The organism is Bradyrhizobium sp. MOS002, assembly GCF_003020115.1.
Classification (GTDB): domain Bacteria; phylum Pseudomonadota; class Alphaproteobacteria; order Rhizobiales; family Xanthobacteraceae; genus Bradyrhizobium.
Genome location: NZ_PYFX01000003.1, coordinates 390,292 through 406,093 on the forward strand (window position 1 = coordinate 390,292; position 15,802 = coordinate 406,093).

The 15,802-nt window shown below is 64.2% G+C and carries 11 protein-coding genes; 7 read left to right on the plus strand and 4 right to left on the minus strand.

Going from position 1 to position 15,802, the window contains the following annotated elements; all coding sequences use genetic code 11:
• Window positions 1-27: 27 nt before the first annotated feature.
• The 3 genes from C7G41_RS10620 to C7G41_RS10630 are packed head-to-tail and all read right to left on the minus strand — an operon-like array spanning window position 28 to window position 5,778.
• Window positions 28-3,504 carry an error-prone DNA polymerase gene (locus tag C7G41_RS10620; RefSeq protein WP_106942513.1) on the minus strand — a complete coding sequence of 1,159 codons (3,477 nt, stop codon included), beginning with the start codon at window positions 3,502-3,504 and terminating at the stop codon, window positions 28-30.
• Window positions 3,501-5,093 (minus strand): DNA polymerase Y family protein, encoded by a 1,593-nt coding sequence (locus tag C7G41_RS10625; RefSeq protein WP_199198295.1) that lies wholly within the window; start codon window positions 5,091-5,093, stop codon window positions 3,501-3,503. Before C7G41_RS10625 ends, C7G41_RS10620 begins: the two co-directional genes overlap by 4 nt.
• On the minus strand, window positions 4,990-5,778 hold the full coding sequence (locus tag C7G41_RS10630) for an ImuA family protein (protein WP_106942514.1): 789 nt from the start codon (window positions 5,776-5,778) through the stop codon (window positions 4,990-4,992). The genes C7G41_RS10625 and C7G41_RS10630 overlap by 104 nt, the downstream gene beginning before the upstream one ends.
• Window positions 5,779-5,938: 160 nt before the next feature.
• Here C7G41_RS10630 and C7G41_RS10635 point away from each other — a divergent pair, with 160 nt between their 5' ends.
• From C7G41_RS10635 to C7G41_RS10645, 3 genes are all read left to right on the plus strand, one after another.
• Window positions 5,939-7,174, plus strand: a complete 1,236-nt coding sequence (locus tag C7G41_RS10635; protein WP_106942515.1) for a putative DNA modification/repair radical SAM protein — start codon at window positions 5,939-5,941, stop codon at window positions 7,172-7,174.
• Window positions 7,174-8,616 carry a UdgX family uracil-DNA binding protein gene (locus C7G41_RS10640; RefSeq protein ID WP_106942516.1) on the plus strand — a complete coding sequence of 481 codons (1,443 nt, stop codon included), beginning with the start codon at window positions 7,174-7,176 and terminating at the stop codon, window positions 8,614-8,616. The genes C7G41_RS10635 and C7G41_RS10640 overlap by 1 nt, the downstream gene beginning before the upstream one ends.
• Before the next feature lie 98 nt (window positions 8,617-8,714).
• Window positions 8,715-10,343: an inorganic phosphate transporter gene (locus C7G41_RS10645; protein ID WP_106942517.1), complete on the plus strand. Its 1,629-nt coding sequence runs from the start codon at window positions 8,715-8,717 to the stop codon at window positions 10,341-10,343.
• Between the two features lie 87 nt (window positions 10,344-10,430).
• On the opposite strand, the gene C7G41_RS10650 is transcribed toward C7G41_RS10645, so the two are convergent.
• Window positions 10,431-11,603 carry a M20 aminoacylase family protein gene (locus C7G41_RS10650; protein ID WP_106942518.1) on the minus strand — a complete coding sequence of 391 codons (1,173 nt, stop codon included), beginning with the start codon at window positions 11,601-11,603 and terminating at the stop codon, window positions 10,431-10,433.
• 203 nt (window positions 11,604-11,806) lie between these two features.
• Between C7G41_RS10650 and C7G41_RS10655 the strand changes: the two genes are divergently transcribed.
• From C7G41_RS10655 to C7G41_RS10670, 4 genes are all read left to right on the plus strand, one after another.
• Complete coding sequence (locus tag C7G41_RS10655) at window positions 11,807-13,426, plus strand: GMC family oxidoreductase (RefSeq protein WP_106942519.1); 1,620 nt, start codon at window positions 11,807-11,809, stop codon at window positions 13,424-13,426.
• A gap of 9 nt (window positions 13,427-13,435) precedes the next feature.
• Complete coding sequence (locus C7G41_RS10660) at window positions 13,436-14,326, plus strand: alpha/beta fold hydrolase (protein ID WP_106942520.1); 891 nt, start codon at window positions 13,436-13,438, stop codon at window positions 14,324-14,326.
• A 172-nt stretch (window positions 14,327-14,498) separates the two neighbouring features.
• Window positions 14,499-15,443 carry a metallophosphoesterase gene (locus tag C7G41_RS10665; protein WP_106942521.1) on the plus strand — a complete coding sequence of 315 codons (945 nt, stop codon included), beginning with the start codon at window positions 14,499-14,501 and terminating at the stop codon, window positions 15,441-15,443.
• Between the two features lie 23 nt (window positions 15,444-15,466).
• Window positions 15,467-15,793: a cupredoxin family copper-binding protein gene (locus tag C7G41_RS10670; protein WP_106942522.1), complete on the plus strand. Its 327-nt coding sequence runs from the start codon at window positions 15,467-15,469 to the stop codon at window positions 15,791-15,793.
• Window positions 15,794-15,802: the final 9 nt, after the last annotated feature.

The window sequence follows — 15,802 nt, forward strand, 5'->3', positions numbered from 1 at the left end:
GTGGGGCAGCAGAGAGCGCTACATTCCTCAATGGAAATCCCGTGACGGCGGCAGGATGCGGACGTTGCGGGGATGGCGAAGTTTTTGCGCGGGCGCATCGGTGTGGGCGCGGGGATCGTCGTTGAGCGGCTCGACCACGGTGGCACCTGCCGGCACCGGATGCTTGCGGCCGAGGGCGTCATTGGCGAGGCTGACCAGATCGTGCGAGCGGTCGATCATGCGCTGGGCAATGAGGTGCGTCACCTTTTCGGGGCTGCTCTGGATGTAGCCCTCGACCAGGATGAGGCGCGCGCCCATCACCTCCTTGCGGTACTGCTCCATGATCTTCGGCCACACCACGACATTGGCGATGCCGGTTTCGTCCTCCAGTGTCATGAACACGACGCCGCTGGCGCTGCCTGGCCGCTGCCGTACCAGCACGACGCCGGCACAGCGGACACGGCGCCGCTCGTTGTCATGATTGATGTCCTTGCAGGCCACGATGCGCTCGCGCGTAAACATCTCGCGCAAAAATTCCATCGGATGGCCTTTGAGCGAAAGGCGAATGGTCTGGTAGTCCGCGACCACCTGTTCGGCCCGCGGCATCACCGGCAACGGCCTGGCGTACTCGTCCGGCTGCTCGCGTGCGGTGGCCACCTCGAACAGCGGCAGCGGCACGTCGTCGGGCAGGCGCCGCACCTGCCACAGCGCCTCGCGGCGGTCGAGCCCGAACGAGCGGAAGGCGTCGGCATCGGCGAGCAGGATCAACGCGCGCTTGGGCAGTCCGGTGTCGCGGGCGAAGTCTTCCAGCGAGGTGAAGGGCCGGCGGTTGCGCGCGGCGACGATGCGGTCGGCCCAGTCTTTCGCCTTGTCATTCCGGGGCGACGCATGAGCGTCGAACCCGGAATCCATGCCTCCAGGCGCGTGCGGCCTGATGGATTCCGGGCTCGCGCCAAGCGGCGCGCCTCCATTGCGCAATTGCGCCATTGGGAATGACGATTGGAGATGTTTCAAGCGCTCCTCATCCTCATCGAGCCAATGAAAACCGTCGATCTGGCGGAAGCCCAGACGCACGGCGCAATATTTGCCACTTCCTTCTTCCAGCGTGTTCTGCGCAAAGCTGTGGGACACGTCGATATCGCGCACCTCGACGCCGTTCTTGCGGGCGTCGCTGACGATCTGCGCCGGGGCGTAAAAGCCCATCGGCTGCGAGTTCAGGAGGCCGCAGCAGAATGCATCAGGGTGATAATGCTTCAGCCATGAGGAGATATAGACAAGCTGCGCGAAGCTTGCGGCATGACTCTCCGGAAAGCCGTAACTGCCAAAACCCTTGATCTGTTCGAAACAGTTTCTGGCAAAATCCGGCGCATAGCCGCGCGCGATCATGTTGCCGATCATCTTGTCTTCGAACTTGCCGATGGTGCCGACGTTGCGGAACGTTGCCATCGCCCGGCGGAGGCCGTTGGCCTCCTCGGGCGTGAACTTCGCGGCCTCGATCGCGATCCGCATCGCCTGCTCCTGGAACAAGGGCACGCCGAGGGTCTTGTGCAGCACTCTGTAAAGCTCGTCCTTGTCGCCATGCTCCGGTGACGGCGATGGATAGTTCACTTTTTCCAAGCCGTTCCGCCGCCGCAAATAGGGATGCACCATGTCGCCCTGGATCGGCCCCGGCCGCACGATCGCGACCTCGATCACGAGATCGTAGAAGGTCCGTGGCCTCAGGCGCGGCAGCATGTTCATCTGCGCACGGCTCTCGACCTGGAATACACCGAGCGACTCCCCGTCACACAGCATGTCGTAGACTTTGGAATCATCCTGCGGGACGCTCGCCAGCATCCAGCGTTCGCCCTTGTGCTGTTCGATCAGATCAAAGCACTTGCGGATGCAGGTCAGCATGCCCAGCGCGAGCACGTCGACCTTCATCATGCTGAGCGCGTCGACATCGTCCTTGTCCCATTCGATGAAGGTGCGATCGTCCATCGCGGCATTGCCGATCGGCACATAGGTATCGAGCCGGTCCTGCGTGAGCACATAGCCGCCGACATGCTGGGACAGATGACGCGGAAATTCGATCAGCTCGGTCGCGAGCTCGACCGCGAGGTTGATCATGGAATTTTGCGGATCGAGGCCGGCCTGCCTGACCTGCATGTCGTTGAGACCCTTGCCCCAGCTGCCCCAGACGGTGTCGGCGAGTGCGGCGGTGACGTCCTCGGTCAGGCCCAGCGCCTTGCCGACGTCGCGGATGGCGCTGCGCGGGCGATAATGAATGACGGTGGCGATGATCGCGGCGCGGTGGCGGCCGTAACGGCGATAGACATATTGCATCACCTCCTCGCGCCGCGAATGCTCGAAATCGACGTCGATGTCGGGCGGCTCCAGCCGTTCCTTGGAGATGAAGCGCTCGAACAGCAGATCGACCTTGGTCGGGTCGACCGAGGTGATGCCGAGCACGTAGCAGACCGCCGAATTTGCCGCCGATCCACGCCCCTGGCACAGAATGTTCTGGCTGCGGGCGTAATGCACGATGTCGTGTACGGTAAGAAAGTAATGCGCGTATTTCAGCTCGGCGATCAGCGCGAGTTCTTTCTTCAGGGTGGCGCGCAGCTTGTCGTCGATCCTGCCATCGAAATATTTGTCGACGCCGGCCCAGGTCAGATCCTCCAGATGCCCTTGCGCGGTCTTGCCCCGCGGTACCGGTTCGTCCGGATACTGGTATTTGAGCTGGTCGAGCGAGAAGGTGATCTGGTCCGCAAAGCGCATGGTCTCCGCGATCGCCTCGGGGAAATCGCGGAACAGCCGCGCCATCTCCCTGGGCGTCTTCAGAAACCGCTCTGCATTGGCTTCCAGCTTCCGGCCGACCGCCTCGATCGTGGTCTTTTCCCGGATGCAGGTCAGCACGTCCTGGAGGGGACGGCGCGCGGGATGGTGATAGAGCACCTCGTTGGTCGCGAGCAGCGGCACTTTTGCTTTTGCGGCGAGATCATCGAGCTGCGCGAGGCGACGGCGGTCGTCGCCGCGATAGACCAGGCTCGCCGCCAGCCACACGCCCTCGGCGCGACTTGCCTTCAGCTTGGCGAGAAGGTCCTGCGCTTGCGCCGCATCGAAGCGATGCGGCAGCGTCAGGATCAGGAGCTGGCCTTCCGAAAACGCAAGGAGATCGGCGAAGGTGAGATGGCACTCGCCCTTCGCGATCCGTGTGATGTCGTCGCCGCGCTTGCCCCTGGTGAGAAGCTGGCACAGCCGGCCATAGGCGGCGCGGTCGCGCGGATAGACCAGAATATCGGGCGTCCCATCGATGAAGACGATGCGCGTGCCGATCAAAAGCTTCGGCTTGTGCAGCACCTCGTCATTGTCGAGCTCCTTGTAGGCGCGCACCACACCGGCGAGCGTGTTGTGGTCGGCGATGCCGATCGCAGGAATGCCGAGGATGCTGGCTTGGTGCACATAGGCGCGCGGATCCGAGCCGCCGCGCAGGAAGGAGAAATTCGTGGTGATGCCGATCTCGGCATAAGCGGGCGTGTTCATGCGAAGAGACCGTGCACATACCAACCGGGAGGAGCGGGCTTGCCGTCGCCGTCGAAGCACTCCCCCTCGTAAAGACCGTCGCGAAAGATCCAGAAGCGCAGGCCCTCGGCATCCTCGATACGGAAATAGTCCCGCGTCAGTTGCTTGCCGTCCTGCCGCCACCATTCCATGGCGATGCGCTCGGGGCCTTCCACCCGCACCACCGCATGCTGCGCGCGACGCCAGGTGAATTGATGCGGCGGGCCGTCCGGCACGGTCGCGAACGGCACATTGATCGGCTCAGGCTTGTCGAACAGCCGCAAGGGACGCAATGGCGGCTCAGTCTCGGTGCGCGCCGGCCATTCGGCCTGCATGGCCACGGCGAGATGATGCTGCGCCGGCGCGGCCAGCACCGCACATTCGGGGATATGGGTATCCTCAGGCAGATGCACGACGACGCGCTTTCCGCCGATGCGCGCGGCGATGCGGTCGATCAGCGCGGCAAGCTCGTCATTGTCGTGGACATGGGCGTCAAGATCGCGCTGCTCCTGCACCACGATCTCGGTGCGGCTTGCCGACAGCCGCACCATGTCGAAGCCGAAGCCGGGATCGAGGGGATCGGCGAGTGCATCGAGGCGCTCGCGGAATAGCCGGTCGACGACCGCGCTCCGCGTCACGGGACGTCCGGTCTCGACCATGATCGCACGCACCGCGCCGTCGGTCCGGAAGAAGGTAGCCTCGAGCCGGCGCGCGCCCTTGCCCTGCTTCTCCATCGACGCGATCAGCGTGTCCGCCAACCGCGACAGCGTCATCGCGATCATGGTGTCGGTCGCGATCGGCTCGGCAAAGCGTTTCTCTACGATGTAATCGGGCAGCGGCTTACGTGGATTGATCGGCGCATCGCCCTGCCCCAGCGCATGCGCGAGCAGCGTGGAGAACCGTGCGCCGAACCGCGCCGTGATTTCGCTCGGCGTTCGCGAGGCGACATCGCCGATGGTCTTCAAGCCGGCGCGGCGCAGACCGGTGCTGATGGTCTCACCCGCACCAAGCGCGGACACCGGAAACCGGCTGATTGCCGCCGCCTCCCCGCCATCGGCAACGATGGTCCCTGATGATTGCCGCGTCAGCGTGCGCGCGCAGACCGAGGTGCCGGCGATCGCCGCGCTGACGGCAAAGCCCTGGCGATCGAGGGCACGGACAAGGGTTTGCAACAGCGCAGCCTCGCCGCCGAACAGATGCGCGCAGCCGGTGATGTCGAGGAACAGCCCGTGCGGCGGATCGAGCGCCACCAGCGGCGTGAAGCGGTCGCACCAGTCGGCGATGTCGCCGATCGTCTTCGCATCGGCCACGGCATCGGCGTCGAACACCTTGAGATTCGGACACATCGCCCGGGCATTGGCCAGAGGCTGGCCGATATGCAGACCGAGGCGCTCGGCCGCCTCGTCCAGCGCATGGATCACCAGCGCGTTGCTGTCCTTGGCAACGACGATGCTGGGCTCATTGTCTTTATGCAGTCCGACGTTGCCAAAGAACCGCTGGATCCGGTCGATGGGCAGTCGCGGCAGCCACAGGCTGAGGATACGCCGACGATTCAGAGAACTGGCACTCATCACATTTCCATTCCATGATCCACCTGCCGCACGGGCCATGACGATTGCGCAGGAGCTCGGCATCGAAGCGCGGCGCCCCCCAGGCGCTCCACATCGCGCCCGGCGGCGAATGCGCCGCGCGAAGCATCCATCTGGTCTCGGCGGTTGAGGGCAAAGGTTGCGCCGCCATCCGCAGCAGCAAGCCGGTGACACCGGAAGACTGCGCAGCCAGCGTCAGCTTGCGGCTCGCCACGAGATCGAACTGCCTCGTCTCACCCCAGAGCTCCAGCACGACGGCGCCCAGCGCGTCGCAGGCGAGCGCATCGGCCGACGTGCGCAGCGCGCTCTCCACGTCGGCGGCGCGCACCATCACCATGCGGCGCGGATCGAGACCGATCTCGGCGAGCCCGCTCATCGACAGCGCGCCGGTTTCAATCTCTGAAAAATCCTGCCGCACCCACAGCAGCGGTTTGCGCGCCGTCATGCGCCCCGCAAGTCCCGTGACAAAGCCCGTCGCGGCCGCGCCCTGACGTCCCTCGCAAAACACCTCGTGGATTGCCGCGCGCGCGAGCCCGCCCTTCAGCGCGCTGTCGGCCTCGCGGTGGCCGAGCGCGACACGGTCGCGATGATGCACGACCTCCGCCGTCTCGATGCGCTCGATCTGGCCGCGCAAGGCTGCAAGCGCGCTTGTTCGTGCGCCGCTCATATACGCCGCTCCTCAAGGGTGATCGCCAGTGGCTCAAAAAGAGAACCAGCGGCTAGCTCATTTGTTCATGATATGTTCTAATATAAAGCTAACGATGCCCCGGGAGTCAATCGAATTGGCGGACCTTGGGATTCATAAGCTGAATCAAAGGGATTCCAATATGGACGTGCAACGCAAGCTGGAAATCCTGGCGGATGCCGCCAAGTATGACGCGTCCTGCGCCTCCAGCGGCACCGAGCGGCGGGATTCCAGCGACGGCAAGGGCATGGGCTCGACCGCGCCCGGCATGGGCATCTGCCATTCCTACGCGCCGGACGGCCGCTGCATCTCGCTGCTCAAGGTGCTGCTGACCAACGCCTGCAATTACGACTGCCTCTATTGCGTCAACCGCGCCTCCTCCAACGTGCCGCGTGCCCGCTTCACCGTCGACGAAGTGGTCAAGCTGACGCTCGACTTCTACCGGCGCAATTACATCGAAGGGCTGTTTCTCTCCTCCGGCATCATCCGCAACCCCGACTACACCATGGAGCAGGTGGTGAGCGTCGCGCGCAAACTGCGCGAGGAGCATCACTTCCGCGGCTACATCCATCTCAAGACGATCCCCGAGGCCGACGATGCATTGATCTCCGAGGCCGGCAAATATGCCGACCGCCTCTCCATCAACATCGAGATGCCGCAAGAGACGAGCCTGCAGCAATTCGCGCCCGAGAAAGACGTGCGCGCGATCCGCCGCACCATGGGCCGGCTGCGGCTGAAGCTGGACGAGGCCGAGGAAAGCCGCAGCGCGAAGACGAAAGCCAAGCCGCAGCGCTTCGCGCCGGCCGGCCAGAGCACGCAGATGATCGTCGGCGCCGACGCGGCCTCCGACCACACCATCCTCCACACCAGCGCCAATCTCTACGGTTCATACCGGCTGAGGCGCGTCTATTATTCCGCGTTCAGCCCGATCCCCGATGCCAGCCGCGCGCTGCCTCTGCGCGCGCCGCCCTTGCTGCGCGAGCACCGACTCTACCAGGCCGACTGGCTGATGCGGTTCTACGGCTTCGACGTCGGCGAGATCGTCGACGACAGCGCGATGCTGCCGCTCGACATCGATCCAAAACTCGCCTGGGCGCTGCGCCACCGCGACCGCTTCCCGCTCGACGTCAACCGTGCCAGCCGCGAGGAATTGTTGCGCGTGCCAGGCTTCGGCACCAAGGCGGTCGAGCGCATCATCGCGGCGCGCCGCTCGACCACCATCCGCGTCGCCGATCTCGCGCGGCTGCACGTGCCCCGCAACAAGGCGCTGCCGTTCATCGTCCTCAGCGATCACCGGCCCACGCCGCATCGCCTCGACGAGGCACGGCTGATCGAACGGTTCAAGCCGAAGGCAACACAACTGGGATTTGGCTTCTGATGCAGTACATCACCCTCGAGAACGAAACCGATTTCGACGGCTGGCGTAAAGCCGCGCGTAGCCTCGTGCTTCACCAGGTGAATCCGGCCGACATCACCTGGGCCGTACAGGGCGGCGAAGCGGAGCTGTTCGCGCCGCCCTCGCCGTCTCCGCTGCCGGCGGCTGGCGATGGCACCTTCAACGTGCCTGCAAAATTCGTCGAGCTCGCCAAGGCCGCGATCCTGCATCGCGATCCCGAGCGTTTCGCGATCCTCTATCGCCTGCTGTTTCGGCTGAAGGACAATCACGACCTCATCGAGGTCGCGACCGATCCCGATGTCGCGCAAGTCACGGCCATGGCAAGGACGGTCTACCGCGACGAGCACAAGATGCATGCCTTCGTGCGCTTCCGCGAGATCGGCAGGGAACGTGAAGCACACTACGTTGCGTGGTTCGAGCCGGAGCATCATATCGTCGAGCTCGCCGCGCCGTTCTTCGCCAAGCGCTTTGCCGACATGCCCTGGTCGATCCTGACGCCCGATTTGTGCGCGCACTGGGATGGCCACGCGCTTTCGTTCACATCAGGCGTCAGCAAGAGCGAGGCGCCGAGCGAAGACCGGCTGGAGGAAACCTGGCGGCGCTACTATGCCAGCATCTTCAATCCGGCCCGCCTGAAGGTGAAGGCGATGCAAACGGAGATGCCGAAGAAATATTGGAGGAACCTGCCCGAGGCTTCGATCATTAAGCCCTTGATCGAGGACGCCGAGCGCATGACCGGCGCCATGATCGCCAATGCCGCAACCGATCCGCACAAGCCTCAAAGGCGGCCGGAAGCTCCGATGAAACGCAAGACCGCTGCCGATGATCTCGAAGCGCTCCGCGAGGAGGCCGCCCACTGCCGCGCCTGCCATCTCTACAAGGACGCCACCCAGACCGTGTTCGGCGAAGGCCCCAAGTCCGCCAATATCATGCTGGTCGGCGAACAGCCCGGCGACAAGGAAGACCTCGCCGGCCATCCCTTCGTGGGTCCGGCCGGCCAGATGCTCGACCGCGCATTGGCGGAAGCGGGCGTCGATCGCAAGAAGGTCTATGTCACCAACGCGGTGAAACACTTCAAATTCGTGCCGCGCGGCAAGATCCGCCTGCATCAGAAGCCGAATACGCCGGAGATAAAGGCCTGCCGGCAGTGGTATGAGCGGGAAGTCTCCGTCATCCAGCCCGATCTCATCGTCGCGATGGGCGCGACCGCCGCGCAGAGCGTGTTCGGCAAGATCACCCCGATCGGCAAAACCCGCGGCCGGCTGATCGACCTTCCCGACGGTCACAAGGCGCTGGTGACGGTGCACCCGTCTTATCTGCTGCGGCTGCCCGATCCGGAAGCCAAGGTCTTGGAATATCAGCGCTTTGTCGAAGACTTGAAAATCGTCGCCAGTCTGCAGAAGAAAGCGGCGCGCGCCGCCTAAATACAGGCGGGAAAACGACTTTCAAGCCTCGGTTGTCATCCAGCCTTCAAATCCATCGGAGACAATAGCCCTTACAGAAAGTTAAGGGGCGTCCAGACATGACCGATGTTGCATTCGACCGCGCGGTAGCCGATCCCGCGCCGATCCAGCCGGCCTCGCGGCCAAATCTCGACAAGGGCTTCAATCCGCTGACGATGATCCTGTTCTTCGGCATCCTCGCCGCGGGCCTGCTCTATGTGGCCTACAGCATCTATGCCGACGTCGACGCGACCGGCGCCAGGGTCACGAGCTACCTGCCCTTCATCCTCCTGTTCGTCGCCCTGCTGATCGCGCTCGGCTTCGAATTCGTCAACGGCTTCCACGACACCGCCAACGCGGTTGCGACCGTGATCTACACCCACTCGCTGCCGGCCGAAGTCGCGGTGATGTGGTCGGGCTTCTTCAACTTTCTCGGCGTGCTCATGTCCTCCGGCGCCGTGGCTTTCGGCATCGTCTCGCTGCTGCCGGTGGAGCTGATCCTCCAGGTCGGCTCCAGCGCCGGTTTCGCGATGGTGTTCGCGCTACTGATCGCCGCGATCCTTTGGAACCTCGGCACCTGGTATTTCGGCCTGCCGGCCTCCTCCTCGCACACGCTGATCGGCTCGATCATCGGCGTCGGCGTCGCCAACGCGCTGATGCGCGGCCGCGACGGCACATCGGGCGTGGACTGGGGCAAGGCCACGGAGATCGGCTATGCGCTTCTGCTGTCGCCGCTGGTCGGCTTCATCTGCGCCGCCGGCCTGCTGCTGCTGCTCAAGCTGATCATCAAGAACCCGGCGCTCTATGCCGCCCCTGAGGGCAACAAAGCGCCGCCGATCTGGATCCGCGGCCTGCTGATCCTGACCTGCACCGGCGTCAGCTTCGCCCATGGTTCGAACGACGGCCAGAAGGGCATGGGCCTGATCATGCTGATCCTGATCGGCACCGTGCCGACCGCCTATGCGCTGAACCGCGCGCTGCCCGAGAGCCAGGTCGCCCAGTTCCAGAAGGTTTCGGAAGCCGCCTCCAAGGTGGTTGCCGCCAAGGGCGCCGGCCATGCGATCATCGGCGATCCCCGTCCTGCGGTGACGCAGTACATCACCTCGCACCACATCAGCGAAGGCACCTATCCCTCGCTGTCGGTGCTGGTGAAGGATGTCGGCGATCAGGTCGCGAAATACGGTTCGCTCAACAAGGTGCCGGCGGAAGTCGTCGGCAACACCCGCAACGACATGTACCTGACCTCGGAAGCGATCCGCTTCCTGATGAAGGACAAGGAAAACGACCTCAGCAAGGAAGAGGTCGCGACCTTGAACGCCTATAAGGGCGGACTCGACAGCGCGACCAAGTTCATCCCGACCTGGGTAAAGGTCGCGGTCGCCATCGCGCTCGGCCTCGGCACCATGATCGGCTGGAAGCGCATCGTCGTCACCGTCGGCGAGAAGATCGGCAAGACCCATCTGACCTACGCGCAGGGTGCTTCCGCCGAGCTCGTCGCCGCCGCCACGATCGGCGCCGCCGACGTGTTCGGCCTGCCGGTCTCGACCACCCACGTGCTGTCGTCCGGCGTCGCCGGCACCATGGCTGCGAACGGCTCGGGTCTCCAGGTCGCCACCATCAGGAACATGGTGATGGCCTGGGTGCTGACCTTGCCCGTCGCCATCCTGTTGTCGGGCACGCTGTACGTGATCTTCTCGCGGATCTTCTGAAGCCGATCGCCTCACTCCAAGACAAAGGGCCCGTGCGATGCACGGGCCCTTTCCATTTGTGCCTTCGGCTTGGCCTTACACTTGACCTTACGCTGCCGCGAGCGATTCCTCGACCAGCTTGACCCAGTACGACGTTCCGTAAACGATCGCCTCGTCGTCGAAATTGTAGGCGGGGTGATGCAGGCCGGCGCTGTCGCCGTTACCACAGAAGATGAAGGCGCCGGGGCGCGCTTCCAGCATATAGGCGAAATCCTCGCCGCCCATCAGCGGCGACATCTCGAGCACGTTGGCCTCGCCCGCGACTTGCCCCGCGATGCGCCGCGCGATCTCGGTTTCTGCGGCGTGATTGTTCACCACGGGATAATTCCGCTTGTAGTGCAGGTCGATCTTGGCGCCGGTGATCTGCGCCACGCCCGCCACAACCTCGTGCACGCGCTTCTCCACCAGCTTGCGCACCTCCGGCGACAGCGTGCGGATGGTGCCCCTCAGCGTCGCGGTTTGCGGAATGACGTTACGGGCATTGCCCGCGTGGAACTCGCAGATCGAGATCACGGCGGATTCCAGCGGATCGACGCTGCGCGCGACGATCGACTGCAGCGCCGTGATCACCTGTGCGCCGACCAGAACGGAATCGACACATTTGTGCGGCCGCGCGGCATGGCCGCCGAGGCCCTCGATCATGATGTCGACCTCGTCTGTCGCCGCCATGATCGGACCCGGGCGGATCGCGAACGAGCCCACTGGAATGCCCGGACCGTTGTGCATGCCGTAGACCTGCTCGATGCCGAAGCGCTCCATCATTCCGTCCTTGACCATGGCCAGGCCGCCGGCGCCACCTTCCTCGGCAGGCTGGAAGATCACCACCGCATCGCCGGCGAAGTTGCGGGTCTCGGCGAGATACCGCGCAGCACCGAGCAGCATCGCGGTGTGGCCGTCATGGCCGCAGGCGTGCATCTTGCCGGGAGTCTTCGAAGCGTAAGGCAGGTTGGTCTGTTCCTCGACCGGCAGCGCATCCATGTCGGCACGCAGGCCGATGGCCTTGAGGCCTTCGCCGGCCGCCTTGCTGCCCTTGATCACACCGACCACGCCGGTCTGGCCGATGCCCGTCACGACCTCATCGCAGCCGAATTCGCGCAGGCGGTCCGCGACGAATGCTGCGGTGCGGTGGACGTCGTAGAGCAGCTCCGGATGCTGGTGGATGTCCCGGCGCCAAGCCTGAATATCGGGTTGAAGGTCGGCGACGCGGTTCACGATGGGCATGGAGGGGTCTCAAGCTTTGTTGAAAATGTAGGCCTGTCTACCATGCAAGCACCAGTCCACCCAACTGCCGGGGGTCTGGGGTAGCTCTGTCCTCTCGTCATGGCCGGGCTTGTCCCGGCCATCCACGTCTGACACTTAGAACGGAAAGCGCGTGGATGCCCGGGACAAGCCCGGGCATGACGCCTGTTGGGTGGAAGCAGAGAATGCCAAGGCGGCTCGAAGGTGAGTTTGACTATATCGTCGTCGGGGCCGGCACGGCGGGCTGCATCGTCGCCAACCGTCTGTCGGCCGATTCCGGCAATCGCGTCCTCGTCCTCGAAGCCGGCGGCGACGACAACTGGATCTGGTTCCACATTCCCGTCGGCTATCTCTTCGCCATCGGCAATCCGCGCTCAGACTGGATGTTCAGGACCGAGGCCGAGCCCGGGCTGAACGGCCGCTCGCTCGCCTATCCCCGTGGCAAGGTGATCGGCGGCTCTTCGGCGATCAACGCCATGATCTCGATGCGTGGACAGGCAGCGGACTACGATCATTGGCGCCAGCTCGGCATGACCGGCTGGGGTTATGACGACGTGTTGCCGCTGTTCAAACGGCTCGAGGATCATTTCCTCGGCGCGAGCGAGCATCACGGCGCCGGGGGCGGCTGGCGCATCGAGGCGCCGCGGCTGTCCTGGGACGTTCTCGACGCCGTCGGCGATGCGGCCGAGGAGATGGGCATCAAGCGCATCCCGGATTTCAACACCGGCGACAACGAGGGCACCAGCTATTTCCACGTCAACCAAAAGCGCGGCCGGCGCTGGTCGTCGGCGCGCGGTTTCCTCAAGCCGGCGCTGAACCGCCCGAACCTGCGGCTCGAGAAGCACGTGCTGGTCGACCGTCTGATCATCGAGCAGGGCCGCGCCGTCGGCGTGCGCTTCATCCAGAATGGCGAGGTCATCGAGGCGCGTGCGAAACGCGAGGTGATCCTCTCGGCAGGCGCGATCGGCTCAGTGCAGGTGCTGCATCGTTCCGGCATCGGACCTGCCGACTGGCTGTCGCCGCTCGGCATCGACATCGTGATGGACAAGCCCGGCGTCGGCCGCAATCTGCAGGATCATCTCCAGCAGCGCGCGATCTACAAGGTCGAGGGCGTGCGCACCCTGAACGAGACCTATTACAACCTGCTCCGCCGCGGCCTGATGGGCCTCGACTACGCGTTCCGCCGCCGCGGCCCGCTGACCATGGCGCCGTCGCAGCTCGGCATCTTCACCCGCTCCGATGCGACGCGCGCACGCGCCAACATCCAGTTCCACGTGCAGCCGCTGTCGCTCGACAAGTTCGGCGATCCCCTGCACCGCTTCCCCGCGATCACGGTGAGCGCCTGCAATCTCCAGCCGACCTCCCGCGGCACCGTACGTCTACGTTCGGCGACGCCGGACGAGAAGCCGATCATCGCGCCGAATTATCTTTCAACGGATGACGACCGTCAGGTCGGCGCCGATGCCATCCGCACCACCCGTCGCCTGATGCAGCAAAAGGCGCTGGCAAAATATCACCCGAGCGAATATCTGCCCGGCCTTACCGTTGGCGACGACGATGCCTCGCTCGCGAAGGCCGCCGGCGACATCGGCACCACCATCTTCCATCCCGTCGGCACCGCGAAGATGGGCGCGGTGAGCGATCCGATGGCGGTGGTCGACGAACGCCTGCGCTTCTACGGTCTCGACGGACTTCGCATTGTCGATGCCTCGATCATGCCGACCATCACGTCGGGCAACACCAACACGCCGACGGCGATGATCGCCGAGAAGGGCGCAACGATGATTTTGGAAGATGGCAAGTAACGCCCCACGATGATTGATCCGCGCCGCTTTTCGATCGGCCCCGCTGATGCGCAGATCGCCATGTTGCAATGGGGCGAGAGCGGAAAGACGCCTGCGCTTCTGCTTCACGGCACCGGCTTCGTCGCCGATGTCTGGGACGAGGTCGCGCGCGAGCTTGCATCGACCTACACCGTCTATGCGCTCGATCGTCGCGGCCATGGCGCCAGCCACAAGCCCGCAGCCTATCATTTCCTTGATTTTTCCGAGGATGTTTGCCGGGTGATCGATGCACTCGATTTGCGCAACGTCTACGGGATCGGCCACAGCGCAGGTGCGACCGATCTTCTGCTCGCGGCGAAACTATTGCCCGGACGCTTCACGCGCCTGTTCGTGATGGAGCCGACCGTGATGGATCCGCGCGCGGCGCGCTCCGGAGGATTGAACGAAGAGTCCCTTGCGCGCGTGCGTGGCACGCTGCGCCGCCGGGTCGAGTTCGAGAGTGCCGACTCCGTGTTCGAGCGCTACCGCGTGGCGCCAACATTTGCCGATTGGACCGAGACGTCGCTCCGGGCCTATGTCCAGCACGGCTTCGTGTCGCTCGACGATGGCCGCGTGCGGCTCTGCTGCACGCCCGAGATCGAGTACGCGATTCTGCGTCCGATCTATGAGGCGATGGAGCAGGTTTACGTTGGCGATGCGCGCGGCAATCCATTTACCTCGCTCGCCGCGATCGACTGCCCGGTGCGTGTCACGACCGCCGCGAAGTCGGGACCGATCTACAAGGAGATGGCGTCGCGCGCCGTGTCGCTGATTCCGCTCGTCAGCACGCTGGTCTTCGAGCACGCCGGGCACTGCGTGGCGCAGGAAGTGCCGGCGCGCGTGGTCGAGGCCGTGCGGGAATTCACGCGTTCGGGTCCGTAGCCCGGATGGACCGAAGCGCAATCCGGGGCCTATCGCGCCGGGAATCCCGCATTCCGCTGCGCTCCATGCGGGCTACAACGCCCTCACGAAAACGTCATCGCAGCCGGGAATAAGTCCCTCCCTCCCCCAATCACCTCCCCGAAGCCCAATTCCGGGCCAGAGGAGACGCGCGATGAGCGGACATGATCACGGCGAGGACGGCTTAAGCCGCCGCAAGGTGTTGGAATGCATGACCTGGGCCGGCACCGGGGTGCTCTGGACCATCACCGGTGGCGTCCCGCGCTCGCTCGGCATCATCGATTCCGCGCAGGCTGCGACCGCGGCAGCGCCCGGAATGACCTTCCTCCAGATCAGCGACAGCCATGTCGGCTTCGACAAGCCGGCCAATCCCAACGCGCTCGGCACGCTGGAGGAAGCCGTCAACAAGATCAACGCGATGCCGGTCAAGCCGTCGTTCATGATCCACACTGGCGACATCACGCATCTCTCCAAGGCCGCCGAATTCGACAACGCCGATCGCATCATCTCGCAGAGCAAGCTCGACGTGCATTACGTGCCCGGCGAGCATGACTTCCTCGACGAGGACGTGAAGTTCTATCGCGAGCGCTACGGCCGCGGCACCAAGGGCGCGGGCTGGTACTCGTTCGACGCCGGCGGCGTGCACTTCATCGGCCTCGTCAATGTCGTCGACCTCAAGGCCGGAGGCCTCGGCAATCTCGGTGCCGAACAGCTCGCCTGGCTCGAGGATGATCTGCGCGGCAAGTCGAAATCGACGCCGATCGTGCTGTTCGCCCACATCCCGCTCTGGACCGTTTATCCAGAATGGGGCTGGGGCACTGAGGACGGCGCCCGCGCGCTGGACCAGGTGAAAGGCTTTGGTTCGGTTACCGTGCTGAACGGCCACATTCACCAGGTGATGCAGAAGGTCGAGGGCAACGTCACCTTCCACACCGCGCGCTCCACTGCCTTCCCGCAGCCGGCGCCGGGAGCTGCCCCCTCGCCTGGACCGATGAAGGTCGAGGACGCAAAGCTCCGCGCGATGCTCGGTGTTGCCAGCATCAACTTCAAGCAGAACGAGCAGCGGCTCGCGATCATCGACACGCCGCTCCAGGGTTGATGCAGGGCTAACGGAAGCTGACAATGAAGACTCTCAATCGCCGCGACTTCGGTGTCGCTGTGGCCGCGGCCGTCCTGCTGCCCATCACAACCGTCCGTGCCGACGACAACATGGAAATACATATCGACAATTTCGTCTTCCAGCCGGCCGAGCTCAAGATCAAGGTCGGCACCACCGTAACCTGGACCAACCGGGACGACATCCCCCACACCGTGGTGTCGGCCGGCAAGTTCAGGTCCAAGACCCTGGACACCGACGACAAGTTCTCGTTCACCTTCACCAATGCGGGCGACTACAAATATTTTTGTTCTCTGCACCCGCACATGACGGGGATGATCAAGGTTGAGTAACATCTCGAA